This is a genomic window from Streptomyces sp. JLYT201 (assembly GCF_059448825.1).
Genome location: NZ_CM182551.1, coordinates 3,093,256 through 3,110,068, shown reverse-complemented (window position 1 = coordinate 3,110,068; position 16,813 = coordinate 3,093,256). Strand labels below are relative to the sequence as shown.

At 72.5% G+C, this 16,813-nt stretch carries 11 protein-coding genes; 10 read left to right on the top strand and 1 reads right to left on the bottom strand.

All coding sequences use genetic code 11. The features are described from left to right. The first annotated feature begins 144 nt into the window (after window positions 1-144). From AC5WAM_RS12200 to AC5WAM_RS12155, 10 genes are all read left to right on the top strand, one after another. A complete protein-coding gene (locus tag AC5WAM_RS12200) occupies window positions 145-1,719 on the top strand; it encodes a PucR family transcriptional regulator (protein ID WP_495522602.1) in 1,575 nt (524 codons plus the stop codon). 368 nt (window positions 1,720-2,087) lie between these two features. Further along, a complete protein-coding gene (locus AC5WAM_RS12195; protein WP_495522601.1) occupies window positions 2,088-3,533 on the top strand; it encodes an aldehyde dehydrogenase family protein in 1,446 nt (481 codons plus the stop codon). Window positions 3,534-3,737: 204 nt separating this feature from the next. Continuing rightward, a complete protein-coding gene (locus AC5WAM_RS12190) occupies window positions 3,738-5,693 on the top strand; it encodes an acyl-CoA dehydrogenase family protein (protein WP_366795269.1) in 1,956 nt (651 codons plus the stop codon). A 60-nt stretch (window positions 5,694-5,753) separates the two neighbouring features. Further along, a complete protein-coding gene (gene dxr / locus AC5WAM_RS12185) occupies window positions 5,754-7,019 on the top strand; it encodes a 1-deoxy-D-xylulose-5-phosphate reductoisomerase (protein WP_366795270.1) in 1,266 nt (421 codons plus the stop codon). Beyond that, complete coding sequence (locus AC5WAM_RS12180; protein WP_138962115.1) at window positions 7,016-8,317, top strand: M50 family metallopeptidase; 1,302 nt, start codon at window positions 7,016-7,018, stop codon at window positions 8,315-8,317. Before dxr ends, AC5WAM_RS12180 begins: the two co-directional genes overlap by 4 nt. A gap of 219 nt (window positions 8,318-8,536) precedes the next feature. After that, entirely contained in the window at window positions 8,537-9,691 is a 1,155-nt protein-coding gene (ispG, locus tag AC5WAM_RS12175) for a flavodoxin-dependent (E)-4-hydroxy-3-methylbut-2-enyl-diphosphate synthase (protein ID WP_366795271.1), read from the top strand. 919 nt (window positions 9,692-10,610) lie between these two features. Continuing rightward, complete coding sequence (locus AC5WAM_RS12170; protein WP_495522600.1) at window positions 10,611-12,395, top strand: alpha-L-fucosidase; 1,785 nt, start codon at window positions 10,611-10,613, stop codon at window positions 12,393-12,395. A gap of 104 nt (window positions 12,396-12,499) precedes the next feature. Next, a complete protein-coding gene (locus tag AC5WAM_RS12165) occupies window positions 12,500-13,348 on the top strand; it encodes a GNAT family N-acetyltransferase (protein WP_399626030.1) in 849 nt (282 codons plus the stop codon). Between the two features lie 40 nt (window positions 13,349-13,388). Beyond that, on the top strand, window positions 13,389-13,937 hold the full coding sequence (locus AC5WAM_RS12160; RefSeq protein WP_366795274.1) for a GNAT family N-acetyltransferase: 549 nt from the start codon (window positions 13,389-13,391) through the stop codon (window positions 13,935-13,937). Window positions 13,938-14,091: 154 nt separating this feature from the next. Next, window positions 14,092-15,786 carry a proline--tRNA ligase gene (locus AC5WAM_RS12155; protein WP_366795275.1) on the top strand — a complete coding sequence of 565 codons (1,695 nt, stop codon included), beginning with the start codon at window positions 14,092-14,094 and terminating at the stop codon, window positions 15,784-15,786. Between the two features lie 84 nt (window positions 15,787-15,870). Here the strand turns inward: AC5WAM_RS12155 and AC5WAM_RS12150 are convergent, their stop codons facing one another. Next, the gene (locus AC5WAM_RS12150; RefSeq protein ID WP_495522599.1) at window positions 15,871-16,779 is read right to left on the bottom strand and encodes an aminoglycoside phosphotransferase family protein; all 909 of its coding nucleotides are present in this window, start codon (window positions 16,777-16,779) and stop codon (window positions 15,871-15,873) included. Between the last annotated feature and the right edge of the window lie 34 nt (window positions 16,780-16,813).

The window sequence follows — 16,813 nt, the reverse complement described above, 5'->3', positions numbered from 1 at the left end:
GGCGGCCAAGAGATCACGTGCCGCTCGGTGCGCTCGCCGGGCGCCCGCGTGACCGCCGTCCGCCGCCACGACCGCCGCCCCACCACCCGCACGCGGTCCGCCGCCCCGGCGCCCGCCCCCGCCGTCGTACGACCTGAAGGTCCCATGCCCCCCACGCTCGCCTCGCTCGTCCAGCACTCCGCGCTCAAGCTCACCGTGCGCGCCGGCGAGGGCCGCCTGGACACCCCCGTGCGCTGGGCCCACGTCAGCGAGCTCGCCGACCCCGTGCCGTACATGGAGGGCGGCGAGCTGCTCCTCGTCACCGCCCTCCAGCTGGACGCGGAGAACCCCGAGGCGATGCGGCGGTACGTGAAGCGGCTCGCGGGCGCGGGCGTCGTCGGCCTCGGCTTCGCCGTCGGCGTGAACTACCCCGACATCCCCGAGGCCCTCGTCGACGCGGCCACCGCGGAGGACCTGCCGCTGCTCGAAGTGCCGCGCCGCACCCCCTTCCTGGCCATCAGCAAGGCCGTGTCGGCCGCCATCGCCGCCGACCAGTACCGCGCCGTCACCGCGGGCTTCGCCGCCCAGCGCGAGCTGACCCGGCAGGCCCTCGGGGACGGCCCCGAAGGGCTGCTCGGCGCGCTCGCCGGACAGGTCGACGGCTGGGCCGCGCTGTACGACGCCTCCGGGGCCGTCGTCGCCACCGCGCCCGAGTGGGCCGCCCGCCGCGCCGCCCGCCTCACCCCGGACGTCGAGCGCCTGCGCGAGCGCACCGCCCCCGCCAGCCTCGTCGTGGCCGGCGCCGAGGACCGGGTCGAACTGCACTCCCTCGGCACCGGGCGGCGGCCGCGCGCCGCGCTCGCCGTCGGCACGGCCTCGACCCTCGGCACCGCCGAGCGCTACGCCGTGCACTCCGCGATCGCCCTGCTCACCCTCACCACCGAGCGCTCCCGCTCCCTGCACGCCGCCGAGGCCCGCATCGGCTCCGCCGTCCTGCGCATGCTGCTCGCCGGGGAGCCGGACCACGCGCTGGCCGTCGCCGGTGACCTGTACGGCGAGCTGCTCGACGCGCCCTTCCGCCTCCTGGTGGCCGAGTCCGCGACGCCCCCGGCCGCCGAGGAGGAGGGCGCCTGGTCCGCGGGGCTCGTCGACGTCGTCGAGTCGGCGGCCGCGCGCTTCGGCGAGGCGCTCCTCGTCGTGCCGGACGGCGAGCGGCTCGTGCTGCTCGTCGCCGACGGCGGGGCCGCCCAGCGGGCCGCCGTCGAACACGTGGCGCGGGTCGAGGTCGGGCGCCCCGAGCCGGCCGACGGGCCCGGGCTCCTGGTGGGGCTCTCCGCGCCCGCGGGGACCGTCGCCGCCGCACCCGCCTACAAACAGGCCGAGCAGGCCCTGTCCGTGGCGCGGCGGCGCGGCAAGGCCCTCGTCGAGCACGAGGAGCTGGCCGCGGGGTCGGTCCTTCCGCTGCTCGCGGACGAGGCGGTGAGGGCGTTCGCCGACGGGCTCCTGCGGGCGCTGCGCGAGCACGACGCGACGGGGCGCGGGGACCTGGTCGCCTCGCTGCGGGCGTGGCTGTCGCGGCACGGGCAGTGGGACGCGGCGGCCGCGGACCTCGGCGTGCACCGGCACACGCTGCGCTACCGCATGCGGCGGGTCGAGGAGATCCTCGGCCGCTCCCTGGACGACCCGGACGTCCGGATGGAGCTGTGGCTGTCCTTGAAGGCGACGACACCGGTGGACTAGCCGTCGCGGTGCGCCCCAGGCCCGCCCCTTCCCGATCCGGGGGCTCCGCCCCCGTGCCCCCGTTTGTCGGCGCTCCGCGCCTCGTCCTCAAACGCCGGACGGGCTGGAAGGCTGCCGCAACCGGCACGATTCAGCCCGTCCGGCGTTTGAGGACGAGGCCGAAGGCCGATAAGGGCGGGGTCCCAGGGGCGGCAGCCCCTGGTTCGGGAAGGGGCGGGCCAGGGGCGCACCGCGTGGCCCCGCCCTGACATTCCGGTGCGCCGGGGCCCGTCACTACGCCGACTCGGACAACCCCGACGCCAAACCTCCACCCCTACGGTGGACCCCGTACTGCTGAAGACGAACCTCCGCGAAGGGCCGGGATTCGTATGACTTCCATTCACGCCTTCTGGGTCGCCGGTCGCCAGACCACCGGTGAGACCACGCTCGACGTCACCTCGCCGTGGGACGGGCGACTCGTCGGCAAGGCGGCCGTCCCGACCGACGCCCAGGTGGAGGAGGCCGTCGCCGCGGCCTACGCGGTCCGCGACGAGTTCGCCGCCACCCCGGCCCACGTCCGCGCCGCCGCCCTCGCCCACGTGTCGGAGCGCCTCGTCGAGCGCACCGAGGAGATCGCGCAGCTGATCTCCGCCGAGAACGGCAAGCCGGTCAAGTGGGCCCGCGGCGAGGTCGGCCGCGCCATCTCGGTGTTCCGCTTCGCCGCCGAGGAGGCCCGCCGCTTCAACGGCGGCGAGGCCCAGCGCCTGGACACCGACCAGGGCGGCCAGGGCCGCCTCGCGCTCACCCGCCGCTTCCCCAAGGGCGTCGTCCTCGGCATCGCGCCGTTCAACTTCCCGCTGAACCTGTGCGCCCACAAGGTCGCCCCGGCGATCGCGGTCGGTACGCCGATCATCCTCAAGCCCGCCCCGGCGACCCCGCTCAGCGGTCTGATCCTCGGCGAGCTGCTCGCCGAGACGGACCTGCCCGCGGGCTCGTGGTCGGTGCTGCCGGTCGCCAACGACAAGATGCCCGCCCTCGTCCAGGACGAGCGCCTTCCGGTCATCTCCTTCACGGGCTCCGACAAGGTCGGCTACCAGATCATGGACTCGGTGCCGCGCAAGCACTGCACCCTGGAGCTCGGCGGCAACGGCGCGGCGGTCGTGCTCGGCGACTTCTCCGCCGAGGAGGACCTGGACTGGGCCGCGAGCCGCATCGCGACCTTCTCCAACTACCAGGGCGGCCAGTCCTGCATCTCCGTGCAGCGGGTCATCGCCGACGCCGCCGTCCACGACCGGCTCGTGGCCAAGGTCGTCGAGGCCGTCGAGGCCCAGGTGACCGGCGACCCGTCCGACCCGAAGACCGACGTCGGCCCGCTGGTCAGCGAGGACGCGGCCAAGCGGGTGGAGTCCTGGGTCGACGAGGCCGTCCGGGCGGGCGCCACGCTCCTCACCGGCGGCAAGCGCGACGGCGCCACGTACGCGCCGACCGTCCTCGCCGACGTGCCGGGCGACGTCACCCTCGCCCACGAGGAGGTCTTCGGACCGGTGCTCACGATCACGAAGGTGGACGGCGAGCAGGCCGCCTTCGACGCCGTGAACGACTCCAAGTACGGCCTCCAGGCGGGCGTGTTCACGCACGACCTCCAGACGGCCTTCCGCGCCCACCGCGCCCTCGAGGTCGGCGGCGTCGTCATCGGCGACGCCCCCTCCTACCGCGCCGACCAGATGCCGTACGGCGGCGTGAAGCAGTCCGGCGTCGGCCGCGAGGGCGTCCGCTACGCCATGGACGACTACACGTACGAGCGCGTCCTGGTCCTCACCGGTCTGGCGCTGTAGCGCACCGACCGATCCGGATACGGCCGGAGCCCCCCGCACACGGCGGGGGGCTCCGGCCGTATCCGTGCATTCGCTGCGCGAGGGCTGGTGAGGACGGGCGGAATCGGGTACCAACGATCGAGTAGCACCGGTGAGTAACCATCATCCGGTTCTACGCCGATTCATGATCGGTCCACGATCCCGACTCGCGGCGAGGTGAGCCTCATGACCGCACCAACCACACCCCCGTCCCCCGCGTCGAAGCCCTCGGTCACCGAACGCGAGGCCCGCCAGGTCGCCGAGGCAGCCCGTGAGCAGGACTGGCGCAAACCGAGCTTCGCCAAGGAGCTCTTCCTCGGCCGCTTCCGCCTCGACCTGATCCACCCGCACCCGCTGCCCGCCACCCAGGACGCCCAGCGCGGCGAGGAGTTCCTGGCCAAGCTGCGGGACTTCTGCGAGACGGAGATCGACGGGGAGCGCATCGAGCGGGAGGCGCTCATCCCGGACGAGGTGATCAACGGGCTCAAGGAGCTCGGCGCGCTCGGCATGAAGATCGACACGAAGTACGGCGGTCTCGGCCTGACGCAGGTGTACTACAACAAGGCCCTCGCGCTGGTCGGCTCCGCCTGCCCCGCGCTCGGCGCCCTGCTGTCCGCGCACCAGTCGATCGGCGTCCCGCAGCCGCTGAAGATCTTCGGCACCCAGGAGCAGAAGGACGCGTTCCTGCCGCGCTGCGCCCGCACCGACATCTCCGCGTTCCTGCTCACCGAGCCGGACGTCGGCTCCGACCCGGCGCGGCTCGCGACGGCCGCGGTGCCCGACGGCGACGACTACGTACTGGACGGCGTGAAGCTGTGGACGACCAACGGCGTCGTCGCGGACCTCCTCGTGGTCATGGCGCGCGTGCCCCGGTCCGAGGGGCACAAGGGCGGCATCACCGCGTTCGTCGTCGAGGCGGCCTCCGAGGGGATCACGGTCGAGAACCGCAACGCCTTCATGGGCCTGCGCGGCCTGGAGAACGGCGTCACCCGCTTCCACCGGGTCCGCGTCCCGGCCGCGAACCGCATCGGCCCGGAGGGCGCGGGCCTCAAGATCGCCCTGACCACCCTCAACACCGGGCGCCTCTCGCTGCCCGCGATGTGCGTGGGCGCGGGCAAGTGGTGCCTGAAGATCGCCCGCGAGTGGACGGGCGCCCGCGAGCAGTGGGGCAAGCCCGTCGCGCACCACGAGGCCGTCGGCTCGAAGATCTCCTTCATCGCGGCCACGACCTTCGCCCTCGAAGCCGTGCTCGACCTGTCCTCGCAGATGGCCGACGAGGACCGCAACGACATCCGCATCGAGGCCGCCCTCGCCAAGCTGTACGGCTCCGAGATGGCCTGCCTCATGGCCGACGAGCTGGTGCAGATCCGCGGCGGCCGCGGCTTCGAGACCGCCGCGTCCCTCAAGGCCCGCGGCGAGCGGGCCGTACCGGCCGAGCAGATCCTGCGCGACCTGCGCATCAACCGCATCTTCGAGGGCTCCACGGAGATCATGCACCTGCTGATCGCCCGCGAGGCCGTCGACGCCCATCTGAAGGTGGCGGGCGACCTGATCGACCCGGACAAGTCCCTGTCCGACAAGGCCAGGGCCACAGCCGCGGCCGGGGCCTTCTACGCCCGCTGGCTGCCCAAGCTCGTCGCCGGCCCCGGCCAGCTGCCGCGCGCGTACGCCGACTTCGCCCCGGCGGGGCACCCCGACCTGTCCGGTCACCTCCGCTACGTCGAGCGCGCGGCCCGGCGCCTGGCCCGCTCGACGTTCTACGGAATGTCGCGCTGGCAGGGCCGCATGGAGACCAAACAGGGCTTCCTCGGCCGGATCGTCGACATCGGCGCGGAGCTGTTCGCGATGAGCGCGGCGTGCGTGCGCGCCGAGCTCCTGCGCACCACCGAGGACCACGGCCGTGAGGCGTACCAACTGGCCGACGCCTTCTGCCGCCAGTCCCGCATCCGCGTCGACGAGCTGTTCGGGCGCCTGTGGACCAACACCGACGACCTGGACCGCAAGGTCGTCAAGGGCGTCCTCGCCGGTACGTACACCTGGCTGGAGCAGGGGGTGATCGACCCCAGCGACGACGGTCCGTGGATCGCCGACGCGACGCCCGGGGCGAGCCGGAGGGAGAACGTCCACCGCCCGATCCGCTGAGGCCCGGGGAAGGGGCGGGCCTGGGGCGTCCCCGCGAGGGCACACGCCACAATGGTGGGCATGAGCGAAAGCCCCGCACCCCTCGCCGACCCGCACCTCGTCTTCGACCCCGGCACCGCCGACGGGCCGCGGGAGGTCGTCGTCCTCGGCTCCACGGGGTCGATCGGCACGCAGGCGATCGACCTCGTGCTGCGCAACCCCGACCGCTTCCGGGTCACGGCCCTGTCCGCCGCGGGCGGCCGGGTCGCGCTGCTCGCCGAGCAGGCCAGGCGGCTGCGGGTGCGGGCCGTCGCGGTCGCCCGCGAGGACGTCGTGCCCGCGCTCCGCGAGGCGCTGCGCGAGGAGTACGGGGCCGGGGAGCCGCTGCCCGAGGTCCTCGCGGGCCCGGACGCGGCCACCCAGCTCGCCGCCTCGCCCTGCCACACGGTCCTCAACGGCATCACCGGCTCCATCGGCCTCGCGCCCACGCTCGCCGCCCTGGAGGCGGGCCGCACCCTCGCGCTCGCCAACAAGGAGTCGCTGATCGTCGGCGGCCCGCTGGTCAAGGCGCTGGCCGAGCCCGGCCAGATCATCCCGGTCGACTCCGAGCACGCCGCGCTCTTCCAGGCCCTCGCCGCGGGCACCCGCGCCGACGTCCGCAAGCTCGTCGTCACCGCGTCCGGCGGTCCCTTCCGCGGCCGGACGAAGGCCGAGCTCGCCGACGTCACGCCCGCGGAGGCGCTCGCGCACCCGACCTGGGCGATGGGCCCGGTGATCACGGTGAACTCGGCGACCCTGGTGAACAAGGGCCTGGAGGTGATCGAGGCCCACCTCCTCTACGACATCCCCTTCGACCGCATCGAGGTCGTCGTACACCCCCAGTCGTACGTGCACTCCATGGTCGAGTTCACCGACGGCTCCACGCTCGCCCAGGCGACCCCGCCGGACATGCGCGGGCCCATCGCGATCGGGATCGGCTGGCCCGAGCGGGTGCCGGACGCCGCGCCCGCGTTCGACTGGACGAAGGCCTCCACCTGGGAGTTCTTCCCGCTGGACACCGAGGCGTTCCCGTCGGTGGGGCTCGCCCGGCACGTCGGGGAGCTCGCGGGCACGGCCCCGGCGGTGTTCAATGCCGCCAACGAGGAGTGCGTGGACGCCTTCCTGGCGGGCGCGCTGCCGTTCAACGGCATCATGGAGACCGTCACCCGGGTCGTCGCCGAGCACGGCACACCGCGGACGGGAACCTCGCTGACCGTGGCGGACGTCCTCGAAGCGGAGACCTGGGCCCGGGCCCGGGCCCGGGAACTGACGGCTTCGACCCAGACGACCGCGGAGGCTCGTGCATGACGACCTTGATGATGATCCTCGGCATAGTCGTCTTCGTGATCGGGCTGCTCTTCTCGATCGCCTGGCACGAGCTCGGCCATCTGTCGACCGCGAAGATGTTCGGCATCCGCGTACCGCAGTACATGGTCGGCTTCGGCCCGACGATCTTCTCCCGCAAGAAGGGCGACACCGAGTACGGCATCAAGGCGATCCCGCTCGGCGGCTACATCCGCATGATCGGCATGTTCCCGCCGGGGCCCGACGGGCGTCTTGAGGCGCGGTCCACCTCGCCCTGGCGCGGCATGATCGAGGACGCGCGCTCGGCGGCGTTCGAGGAGCTCAAGCCCGGCGACGAGTCCCGGCTCTTCTACACGCGCAAGCCGTGGAAGCGCGTGATCGTCATGTTCGCCGGGCCGTTCATGAACCTGATCCTGGCCGTCGTGATCTTCCTCGGCGTGATGATGACCTTCGGCATCAGCACCCAGACCACCTCGGTCGGCAAGGTCTCCGACTGTGTCATCGAGGCCGGCCAGAACCGCGCCACGTGCGAGAAGGGCGACAAGCCCGCCCCCGCCAAGGCCGCCGGCCTCAAGGCGGGCGACAAGATCGTCGCCTTCCAGGGCAAGGACGTGGACGACTGGTCCACGCTCCAGTCGCGGATCCGCGAGACCATCGGCCCGGCCACCATCACCGTCGAGCGCGACGGCAAGCGCGTCGACCTGCACGCCAACCTGATCAAGAACCAGGTCAGCAAGACGGACGGCGACGGCGGCTACGTCGAGGGCAAGTACGTGTACGCCGGATTCCTCGGCTTCACGCCCGCCTCCGGCATCGTCCAGCAGTCCTTCGGCGAGTCCGTCGACCGCATGGGCAACATGATGGAGAACGGCGTCGAGTCGATCGTCGCCCTGCCCTCCAAGATCCCCGACCTGTGGAACGCGGCCTTCGGCGACGGGGAGCGCAAGCAGGACTCCCCGATGGGCGTGGTGGGCGCGGCCCGGGTCGGCGGCGAGGTGTTCACCCTGGACATCCCGCCGCAGAACCAGATCGCGCTGATGCTGTTCCTCCTTGCCGGGTTCAACCTCTCGCTGTTCCTGTTCAACATGCTGCCGCTGCTGCCCCTGGACGGCGGTCACATCGCGGGTGCAGTGTGGGAGTCGCTGCGCCGGAACGCGGCGAAGGTCCTGCGGCGACCGGACCCCGGCCCGTTCGACGTGGCGAAGCTGATGCCCGTGGCCTATGTGGTGGCGGGGATCTTCATCTGCTTCACCATTCTGGTCCTGATCGCCGATGTGGTGAACCCGGTCAGAATTTCCTAGCCGTACGAAGTTTGAGGCGGCCGGGCACCGTGTGTGCCCGGCCGCCTTCGTATGTGCGGTACCGCCCGCCAATGGGTGGACATCGGGGCGGGATGTGCTTGGGGCCTGTGGGGTGCCGTAATCTCGAACCCGCGAACAAGCGATGTTGCAGCGCGATGCCGCGAAGCCCGGAGCCCGCCGAACTCGGGACCTTGATCCACACTTGGGGATGCACGCCAGATGACTGCCGTTTCTCTCGGAATCCCGTCCGTTCCGACCAAGCTGGCCGACCGCAGGGTCAGCCGCAAGATCCAGGTCGGCTCGGTGGCCGTGGGCGGGGACGCACCGGTGTCGGTGCAGTCGATGACGACGACGCGTACGTCGGACATCGGGGCGACGTTGCAGCAGATCGCGGAGCTGACGGCGTCGGGTTGCCAGATCGTGCGGGTGGCGTGTCCTACGCAGGATGACGCGGACGCGCTGGCGGTCATCGCGCGCAAGTCGCAGATTCCGGTGATCGCGGACATTCACTTCCAGCCGAAGTACGTGTTCGCGGCGATCGACGCGGGGTGTGCGGCGGTGCGGGTGAACCCGGGGAACATCAAGCAGTTCGACGACAAGGTCAAGGAGATCGCCAAGGCCGCGGGCGAGGCCGGCACGCCGATCCGCATCGGCGTCAACGCGGGCTCCCTGGACCAGCGCCTGCTCGCGAAGTACGGCAAGGCCACGCCGGAGGCGTTGGTGGAGTCGGCGTTGTGGGAGGCCTCGCTGTTCGAGGAGCACGGTTTCCGGGACATCAAGATCTCGGTGAAGCACAACGATCCGGTGGTGATGGTCAATGCCTACCGGCAGTTGGCGGCCGCCTGCGACTATCCGCTGCATCTGGGTGTGACGGAGGCGGGTCCGGCGTTCCAGGGGACGATCAAGTCGGCGGTGGCGTTCGGTGCGCTGCTGGCGGAGGGGATCGGTGACACGATCCGGGTGTCGTTGTCGGCTCCTCCGGCGGAGGAGGTCAAGGTCGGCATTCAGATTCTGGAGTCGTTGAATCTGCGGCAGCGGCGTCTGGAGATCGTGTCGTGTCCGTCGTGCGGGCGGGCGCAGGTGGATGTGTACAAGCTGGCGGACGAGGTGACCGCGGGGCTTGAGGGCATGGAGGTGCCGCTGCGGGTGGCGGTGATGGGCTGTGTCGTCAATGGTCCGGGTGAGGCGCGGGAGGCCGATCTCGGGGTGGCGTCCGGCAATGGCAAGGGGCAGATCTTCGTCAAGGGTGAGGTGATCAAGACGGTGCCCGAGTCGAAGATCGTGGAGACCCTGATCGAAGAGGCGATGAAGATCGCGGAGCAGATGGAGAAGGACGGGGTCGCTTCGGGCGAGCCCGAGGTCACGATCAGCTGAGGCCGGGCCTTGGCGGCAGCCGGGCCTAGCGGCAGCTGTGCGCCGGGGCTGAGCGGTGGCTGGGCGCCGGGCCGTCCTGCCCACCCGCCCGCCCGTGTCTCCCGGGCTTCGTGAGCCCGGCCCCGACGCGCTGCGCTTCCCGTCCGTGGCGTGCCCGCCGCTGCCGCGGCGGGTTTTCCCACCCGCCCGCCCGGAACGCCCCTGCCGTGCAGGCTGGGCCCCGACGCTTCGCGCTGTCCGTCCGCGTCCGTGTCCGCCGCTGGCGCGGCGGTATTCTCCCATCCGCCCGCCCGGAACGCCCCCGCTTCGCGGGCCCGGCCCCGATGCTTCGCGGTGCGGGTGGGCGCTTCCCCTCCGTGGCCCGGGTGGGGGCGGGTGGGTGGGCCCTCCCGCAGCGCGGAACGCGCGCCCCCTTCCGCCGCGCGAAGCCGTCCGCCCCACCTCGCTGTGGGCCGTCGCCCCGCAGGGCGAGTGCGGCATTCCCTTCTGGAGCGAAGCCCAGAGCTTGGGGAGAGTGCGCGCAGCGCCAAGTGCCGCCCAGGCGTCAAGACAGGGCCCAGGCCGGGCGCCCGGCCGAGGTGCCGCCCGGCATGCGGCCGCCGGGCCCGGTGCTCGGCTGAAGCGCCGAGCCCGGCACGCTCCCCGCTGAGCTGCACCTTCGTGATTCCCCGAGCGCACCACCTTGACAGCTCCGATGTATGGCAGGACCTTGTTCGGGCGACTCGACCGGGGAAGTGCCTTCTCTCAGCGTTTTCGCACATGGCCGGGCTGAGCCTCGCCAGGTGGGCGGGGCCCTGGTGGTGATTCATCCGATGATGAGGGGAGGGGGGAACGGGTCACCCGGACAGCCCGGGTGAGCCGGGCAACCCCGTGCCGAGGCGCCCCAGCCGTTCTTCGTCAACGGAACCGAGGTGCATCCATGAGACGCCGTGGCGCCCTGCCCCTGTGGGCCGCCGTCCTTTCCCTCGTCGGTGGGCTGCTGTTCGCCGGGAGCGGGAGCTCCACCGCCCGGCCCGGGGACGCCGTCGCCGACCCGCCCCGCCAGCAGCCGCTCCGGGACGCCACCGCCGGGCTCTTCCTGCACTGGGGCATGTTCACGAGCCCCCGGCACGACGACTGCGCGGCCTGGGAGAAGGCCGTCACCGACAGCGGCTGGACGCCCGAGTACTGGGTGGACGAGGCCAGGAAGCTGGGGGCGAGCTACATCGTCCTCGCCACCTTCCACTCCCGCCTCGGCTACGCCCGCCCCTGGCCCTCGAAGATCCCCGGCTCCTGCTCCACGCGGCGCGACTTCCTCGGCGAACTGATCGCGGCGGGCGCGGCCAAGGGCGTCCGCACGATCCTCTACATGACCGACGACCCCAAGTGGCACGACGAGCAGGGCGTCGAGACCCTCGACTCGGCCGCGTACTCCGCCCACAAGGGCCGCGACGTCGACCTCACCACGCGCCCCGGCTTCGGCGAGTTCAGCTACGAGAACTTCTTCGAGGTCATGGACGGCTACCCGAAGCTGTCGGGCTTCTGGATCGACAACGACAACGAGTACTGGGAGCAGCACAAGCTCTACGAGCAGATCCGCGAGCGGCGCCCGGACCTGACCCTGAGCAACAACAACGAGGACACCCCGATCATGGACATGGTGTCCCACGAGCAGAAGACCGGCATGACCCCGCCCTACGACCAGCCGTCGGCGATCTGGACGCCCATGCCGCGCCTGACCGAGTCCTGCTACAAGGTGCCGAGCACCGGCGCCTGGTGGTACGACGGCCAGGACCGCCCCGTCGACACGGGCCTCAACGTCGGCCGGTACGTCGCCAACGCGGGCACCTCCATCAAGTCCCTCATGGACCTCCAGGCGATGGTCGACGGCCGCTTCCCGCCCCAGCAGCGGAAGTTCACCGACTTCATGAAGGACTACCTGCCGCCGATCCGCGAGTCCCTGCACGGCGTCGACGGCGGCGGCTACGCCCACGGCGGCATGCAGCCCGGCGCCTGGAACGACGGCGCGTACGGCTACGTCACCGTCAGCCGCGCCCGGCCCACCACGCAGTACGTCCACGTCACCACCCGGCCCACCGGCGGCGACCGTCTCGAGCTGCGCGACAACGGCTACCGCGTCACCGAGGTCACCGACCTGCGCACCGGCGAGCGCCTGTCGTTCGGCCAGCGGGACGGCCGCCTCACCATCCGCTCGATCGACCACTGGGACGCCTACGACACCGTCTTCAAGGTGGAGACGGCCCCGCAGCGCTACGGCGTGTACCCCACCGGCTCCGTCAGGGCGAGCCAACCGCAGCTCACCGACGGCGACTTCACCACGTACACGGACAACGGGGGCGCCCTGCCCGTCTCCTTCACGCTCGACCTCGGCCGCGTCAAGAAGGCCGCGTACCTCGGCGTCAACCAGCGCGAGTGGTCTCCCACCCACAACCGCTCCACCTTCGGCAGGCCCGAGGACTCCGCCCGCATCAAGGACTACACGGTGTCCGCCAGCGACGACGGCGAGCGCTGGCGCCGGGTCGCCGCGGGCGAGCTGGAGAGCGCCCGGGGCATCCGCTTCGTCGACCTCGGCGACGGGCTGCGGACCCGCTATCTGAAGCTGGACGTGGCCACCACCTGGAGCGCCCCCGGCGCCCCGAACTTCTACCGCCGACTCAAGATCGACGAGATCCAGGTCGGCCACGACCACGTGCGCCGCCGCTGACCGGAGCGGCCCGGCCGCCCGGCCGCCCTCGGCGACCGGGCGGCACCACGGAACCTCGCCAGGTACAGTGCGGAGATCAGCAGACCGTATGGTGAGGCCCCGCCGTGTTGACCCAGACCACCACCAGGGTCCTCGAACCGAGTGACCTGGACGCCGCACTCGCCGTGCTCGACCGCGAGCCGGTCGCCAATGCCTTCGTCGCGGCCCGGGTGCAGGTCGCGGGCCTCGACCCGTGGCGCCTCGGCGGCGAGATGTGGGGCTGGTACGCCGACGGCATGCTGGAGTCCCTCTGCTACGCGGGCGCCAACCTCGTGCCGATCTGCGCCACCCCGCGCGCCGTGCGCGCCTTCGCCGACCGGGCCCGCAGGACCGGCCGCCGCTGCTCCTCCATCGTCGGCCCCGCCGAGCCCACCGCCCGGCTCTGGCGCCTGCTCGAACCGTCCTGGGGGCCCGCCCGCGAGGTCCGCGCCCAGCAGCCGCTCATGGTCACCGACCGGCTCCCCGACGACGTCACGCCCGACCCGTACGTCCGTCGCGTCCGCAAGGACGAGATGGAGACGATCATGCCGGCGTGCGTCGCGATGTTCACCGAGGAGGTCGGCGTCTCGCCGCTCGCCGGGGACGGCGGCCTGCTCTACCAGGCCCGGGTCGCCGAACTCGTCGGCTCCGGCCGCTCCTTCGCCCGCATCGACCGGGACGGCCGGGTCGTGTTCAAGGCCGAGATCGGCGCCGCGACGCCCCGGGCCTGCCAGGTGCAGGGCGTGTGGGTGGCCCCCGAGTACCGCGGCCGGGGCCTCGCCGCCCCCGCCATGGCCGCCGTCCTGCGCTACGCCCTCGCGGACGTGGCCCCCGTCGTCAGCCTGTACGTCAACGACTACAACACCCCGGCCCGGGCGACGTACCGAAAAGTCGGCTTCGAGGAAGTCGGCGCGTTCATGAGCGTGCTGTTCTGACCGAGCGCGGCCCCCCACGGCAGCGAAGTAGGGTTCGCGCATGACTGACGACGTCGTGATCGGCCCCCTCGACCTGGCCACGCGGGTGGACGAGGCACTGCGCGTACAGGCACTCGCCTTCGGGCTCGGCGACGACGAGGTGGCCGTGCGGCGGCAGATCGTGCTCCGGCACCTCACCTACCCGGGCGCGCGGGCCCTCGGCGCCACCACCCGCGACGGGCGGCTCGTCGGCTTCGTCTACGGCATGCCCAACGACCGCGCCCACTGGTGGTCCACCGTCGTCGAGCCCTATCTGCGGGCCCGGCGCACCGACGGCTGGCTCGACCACTCCTTCGTGATCACCGAGCTGCACGTGCGGCCCGGCTACCAGAACCAGGGCATCGGCCGCACCCTGATCACCGGCATCACGGACACCGCCGCCGAGCCCCGCTCGATCCTCTCCGCGATCGACGCCGAGAGCCCCGCCCGGGGCCTGTACCGCTCCCTCGGCTACACGGACCTGGCCCGCCAGGTGCTGTTCCCCAGCGCCCCCAAGCCGTACGCCGTGATGGGCGCCCCGCTGCCGCTCGCGCGCCGAGCGGCCCGCTGACCGATTTCCGCCCGCGCCCGTGCCCCGGATAACCTGCGCCCATCATCTTTAGGTAGCAGCCAGGGGGGATTCAGCCCGTCCGGCGCTTGAGGACGAGGCCGAAGGCCGATTCACGGCACCGGACGCCCCCGTCAGAGGAACGCAGGAGTTCATCATGGCCCAGGTCCAGCGCATGTCCCGGTTGATGGTCAAGACACTGCGCGACGACCCGGCGGACGCCGAGACGCTCAACCACAAGCTGCTGGTCCGCGCCGGTTACGTACGCCGCACCGCCGCCGGCATCTGGACCTGGCTGCCGCTCGGCAAGAAGGTCTACGAGAACGTCGCCCGGGTCGTCCGTGAGGAGATGGACGCCATCGGCGGCCAGGAGGTCCTCCTGCCCGCCCTGCTGCCCAAGGAGCCCTACGAGGCGAGTGGCCGCTACGAGGAGTACGGCGACCTGCTGTTCCGCCTCAAGGACCGCAAGGGCTCCGAGTATCTGCTCGGCCCCACCCACGAGGAGATCTTCACCCAGGTCGTCAAGGACCAGTGCGCGTCCTACAAGGACCTGCCGGTGATCCTCTACCAGATCCAGACCAAGTACCGCGACGAGGCCCGCCCGCGCGCGGGCGTCCTGCGCGGCCGCGAGTTCCAGATGAAGGACTCGTACTCCTTCGACACCAGCGACGAGGGCCTCGCCGAGGCCTACGCCCTGCACCGCGCCGCCTACCAGCGCATCTTCGAGCGCCTCGGCCTCGACTACCGGATCGTCTCCGCGGTCTCCGGCGCGATGGGCGGCTCGGCGTCGGAGGAGTTCCTGGCCCCGGCCCCGGCCGGCGAGGACACCTTCGTCGACTGCCCGGCGTGCGACTACGCGGCCAACACCGAGGCCGTGACCTTCGCCCTGAAGCCGGTCGAGGGCGACCGGCACCCCGCCGCCGAGGACCTCGACACCCCCGACACGCCGACGATCGAGACCCTCGCCCAGCACCTGGGCGTCCCGGCCTCCGCGACGCTGAAGAACCTACTCGTCAAGGTCGACGGCGAGATCGTCGCCGTGGGCGTGCCCGGCGACCGCGAGGTCGACCTCGGCAAGCTCGCCGAGCACCTCGCGCCCGCCGAGGTCGAGCTGGTCACCGCCGAGGACTTCGAGGGCCGCGACGACCTCGTCCGCGGCTACATCGGCCCGCAGGGCCTGGAGAAGGTCCGCTACCTCGCCGACCCGCGCGTCGCGCCCGGCACCGCGTGGATCACCGGCGCCAACAAGCCCGACACGCACGCGAAGAACGTGGTCTGCGGCCGCGACTTCGAGGTCGACCAGTACCTGGACGTCGTCGTGGTCCAGGAGGGCGACCCCTGCCCCGCCTGCGGCGCCGGGCTCAAGCTCGACCGGGCCATCGAGATCGGCCACATCTTCCAGCTCGGCCGCAAGTACGCCGACACCTTCCAGCTCGACGTGCTCGGCCAGAACGGCAAGCCCGTGCGCGTGACCATGGGCTCGTACGGCATCGGCGTCTCGCGCGCCGTCGCCGCCCTGGTCGAGCAGACCGCCGACGAGCAGGGCCTGTGCTGGTCCAAGGAGATCGCGCCCGCCGACGTCCACGTCGTGGCCGCGGGCAAGGCCGTGCAGACCGAGCTCGCGCTCGACGTGGCCGAGCAGCTGAACGCCGCCGGGGTGCGGGTCATCGTGGACGACCGCGCCGGGGTCTCTCCCGGCGTCAAGTTCACCGACGCGGAGCTCATCGGCGTCCCGAAGATCCTCGTCGCGGGCCGCCGCTCCGCCGAGGGCGTCCTGGAACTCAAGGACCGCCGCACCGGCGAGCGCGAGGAGCTCCCGGTGGCCGACGCGATCGCCCGCCTCACGGCGTAACGGGCCCGCGAACGCCGGACGGGCCGGAGACCGCGCTTGCGGCGGTCTCCGGCCCGTCCGGCGCCGTCGCGCGCCCCCGTGGGGCTACAGCCAGTCCGCGAACTCCAGGAGCAGCTCCGCGTCCTGGGCACGGCCCACGCGCAGGGCCCGGACGCCCGACTCCACGGCCCGGAACAGCGTCCACCCCCGCAGCCGCTCCTGGTCCACGTCGAGGGACTCGGCGAGCCGCTTGACGCGCCGCCGCGTCACCGCCGCCCCGGACGGCGTCGCGATCAGGTCCTCGACCCGGTCCCGCACCAGCCGCGCCAGGTCGAACGCGCACTCGCCCACCACCGGATCGGGCCCCACCGCCAGCCACGGCACCCGCTCGGCCGCGAGCACCTTGCTCTGCCGGAAGGTGCCGTGCAGCAGCCGCTCCTCCGGCGCGTTCGCGAGCAGCTCCGCGCGCGCCGCGAGGGCCGCGTCCACCAGCGGGGCCACGTCCGGGTCCGGATGGGCCCGCATCGCGTCGGCCTGCCGCCCCGTCCGTTCGGCGACCGTCTCGAAGCGGTGCCCGGCGGGCGGCGCCACCCACAGCCGCCGCAGCGTCCCCGCGGCCTCCAGCATGGACTTGGCCTCGGGCAGGGAGCGTACGGAGACGTCCCGCTGGAGCCGTTCGAGCAGCAGGACGCCGTCGCCGGGCCCGGTCCGGCCCTCGTCGAGGAGCCGCACCGCCCCGAGCCCGCCCCAGTGGGCGAGCGCGGCCCGCTCGGCGGCGGGCCGCGAGCGCGGCGGCACCAGCTTCAGGACGGCGGGGGACCCGTCGGCCCGCCGCACGAGCACGACGAGGCTGCTGCGGCCCCCGGGCACCTGCACCCGCTCGACGGTCAGGCCGAGCCCGGCGACGGCCTCATCGGTGCGTGCGGCGAGGCTCCGCAGCCAGCGGTCGGTGTCCGCGTCGCCCGGCGCCTCGCCGAGCGCGCGGACGAGGCGCGGCGGCGGTTCGAAAGCCATGCGCGAGGTGTTCCTTTCCCAGCCCGGTCCCAGC

Excerpts from the sequence above, each read along its gene's own strand:
- AC5WAM_RS12200 (WP_495522602.1), top strand. The coding sequence starts at position 145 with ATGCCCCCCACGCTCGCCTCGCTCGTCCAGCACTCCGCGCTCAAGCTC.
- AC5WAM_RS12195 (WP_495522601.1), top strand. The coding sequence starts at position 2,088 with ATGACTTCCATTCACGCCTTCTGGGTCGCCGGTCGCCAGACCACCGGT.
- AC5WAM_RS12190 (WP_366795269.1), top strand. The coding sequence starts at position 3,738 with ATGACCGCACCAACCACACCCCCGTCCCCCGCGTCGAAGCCCTCGGTC.
- dxr (WP_366795270.1), top strand. The coding sequence starts at position 5,754 with ATGAGCGAAAGCCCCGCACCCCTCGCCGACCCGCACCTCGTCTTCGAC.
- AC5WAM_RS12180 (WP_138962115.1), top strand. The coding sequence starts at position 7,016 with ATGACGACCTTGATGATGATCCTCGGCATAGTCGTCTTCGTGATCGGG.
- ispG (WP_366795271.1), top strand. The coding sequence starts at position 8,537 with ATGACTGCCGTTTCTCTCGGAATCCCGTCCGTTCCGACCAAGCTGGCC.
- AC5WAM_RS12170 (WP_495522600.1), top strand. The coding sequence starts at position 10,611 with ATGAGACGCCGTGGCGCCCTGCCCCTGTGGGCCGCCGTCCTTTCCCTC.
- AC5WAM_RS12160 (WP_366795274.1), top strand. The coding sequence starts at position 13,389 with ATGACTGACGACGTCGTGATCGGCCCCCTCGACCTGGCCACGCGGGTG.
- AC5WAM_RS12155 (WP_366795275.1), top strand. The coding sequence starts at position 14,092 with ATGGCCCAGGTCCAGCGCATGTCCCGGTTGATGGTCAAGACACTGCGC.
- AC5WAM_RS12150 (WP_495522599.1), bottom strand. The coding sequence starts at position 16,779 with ATGGCTTTCGAACCGCCGCCGCGCCTCGTCCGCGCGCTCGGCGAGGCG.